Raw genomic sequence first — 1,676 nt, 5'->3', positions numbered from 1 at the left:
AGCTCGGGCAGGATGGTGAAGAGGTCGCCGACGAGGCCGTAATCGGCGACCTGGAAGATCGGCGCCTCCTCGTCCTTGTTGATCGCAACGATGACCTTCGAATCCTTCATGCCGGCGAGATGCTGGATCGCGCCCGAGATGCCCACGGCGATGTAGAGGTCCGGCGCCACAACCTTGCCGGTCTGGCCGACCTGCCAGTCATTGGGAGCGTAGCCGGCATCGACCGCCGCGCGCGAGGCGCCCATGGCCGCGCCCAGCCGGTCTGCGACGGGCTCGATGACCTTGGTGAAGTTCTCCGAGGACGCCAGAGCGCGGCCGCCCGAGATGATGATCTTGGCCGAGGCCAGCTCCGGACGGTCGGATTTGGCGACTTCCTCGCCCTTGAAGCTTGACAGGCCGGGATCTTCGCTGCCGGAGACGGTCTCGACCGTGGCCGAGCCGCCTTCGCCGGTCGCCTGGAAGGAGGCGGTGCGGATGGTCAGGAGCTTCTTGGCCTCAGCCGTCTGGACGGTCTGGATGGCGTTGCCGGCATAGACCGGGCGCTCGAAGGTGTCGGGCGAGATCACCTTGATCACGTCCGAGACCTGCATCACGTCGAGCAGGGCTGCGACGCGCGGGAGCACGTTCTTGCCGGTCGTGGTCGAGGGCGCGACGATGGCATCATAACCCTCGGCGAGCTTGACGATCAGCGCCGCCAGCGGCTCGGCGAGGTTGTGGCCATAGGAAGCGGCATCGGCCAGCAGCACCTTCTCGACGCCGTCGAGCTTGGCGGCCGCATCGGCCGCGGCCTTGGCGCCTTCGCCGGCAACCAGGATGTGGACGGGCGCGCCCAGCGCCTTGGCCGCGGTCAGCGCCTTGTTGGTGGCGTCCTTGATCGCGGCGTTGTCGTGTTCTGCAATCAGCAGCGTGGCCATCACAGCACTCCCGCTTCGTTCTTGAGCTTCGAGACGAGTTCGGCGACCGAGCCGACCTTGACGCCGGCCGAGCGGCCGGCGGGTTCGACGGTCTTGAGCACCTTGAGACGGGGCGCGACATCGACGCCCAGTGTCTCGGCCGAGGTCTCGTCGAGCGGCTTTTTCTTGGCCTTCATGATGTTGGGCAGCGAAGCGTAGCGTGGCTCGTTCAGCCGGAGATCGGTGGTGACGATCGCGGGCAGCTTGAGCGTGACCGTCTGCAGGCCGCCATCGACCTCGCGGGTGACGTCGACCGAGCCGTCGCCAACCGCGACCTTCGAGGCGAAGGTGCCCTGCGGCCAGCCCAGGAGGGCTGCGAGCATCTGGCCGGTCTGGTTGCAGTCGTCGTCGATGGCCTGCTTGCCGAGGATGACGAGTTCCGGGCTTTCCTGCTCGACGATCTTCTTCAGGAGCTTGGCGACGGCGAGCGGCTCGACGACGCCATCGACCTTGACCAGGATGCCGCGGTCGGCGCCCATGGCCAGGCCTGTGCGGATCGTCTCGGCGGCCTGGGCCGGGCCGATCGAGACCACGATCACCTCGGTCGCCTTGCCGGCTTCCCGAAGGCGCAGCGCCTCCTCGACGGCGATCTCGTCGAAGGGGTTCATCGACATCTTGACGTTGGCGAGCTCGACGCCGGAACCGTCCGCCTTCACCCGGATCTTCACGTTGTAGTCGACAACCCGCTTCACGGGCACCAGAATCTTCATGGGTGGCAGCCTC

2 protein-coding genes are annotated in these 1,676 nt (G+C 66.9%); both read right to left on the bottom strand.

Translation table 11 applies throughout. The features are described 5' to 3' along the window. A partial coding sequence (locus AE618_RS02225) for an electron transfer flavoprotein subunit alpha/FixB family protein (protein WP_054207437.1) occupies positions 1–914 on the bottom strand: 914 nt, incomplete at its 3' end. Next, positions 914–1,663 carry an electron transfer flavoprotein subunit beta/FixA family protein gene (locus AE618_RS02220; RefSeq protein ID WP_054207436.1) on the bottom strand — a complete coding sequence of 250 codons (750 nt, stop codon included), beginning with the start codon at positions 1,661–1,663 and terminating at the stop codon, positions 914–916. The genes AE618_RS02225 and AE618_RS02220, both read right to left, overlap by 1 nt. Positions 1,664–1,676: the final 13 nt, after the last annotated feature.

Source organism: Allobosea vaviloviae (genome assembly GCF_001298265.1).
GTDB classification, from domain to species: Bacteria; Pseudomonadota; Alphaproteobacteria; order Rhizobiales; family Beijerinckiaceae; genus Allobosea; species Allobosea vaviloviae_B.
Note: the sequence above shows the minus strand (reverse complement) of the source record. Positions and strands in the feature narration are given on the sequence as shown.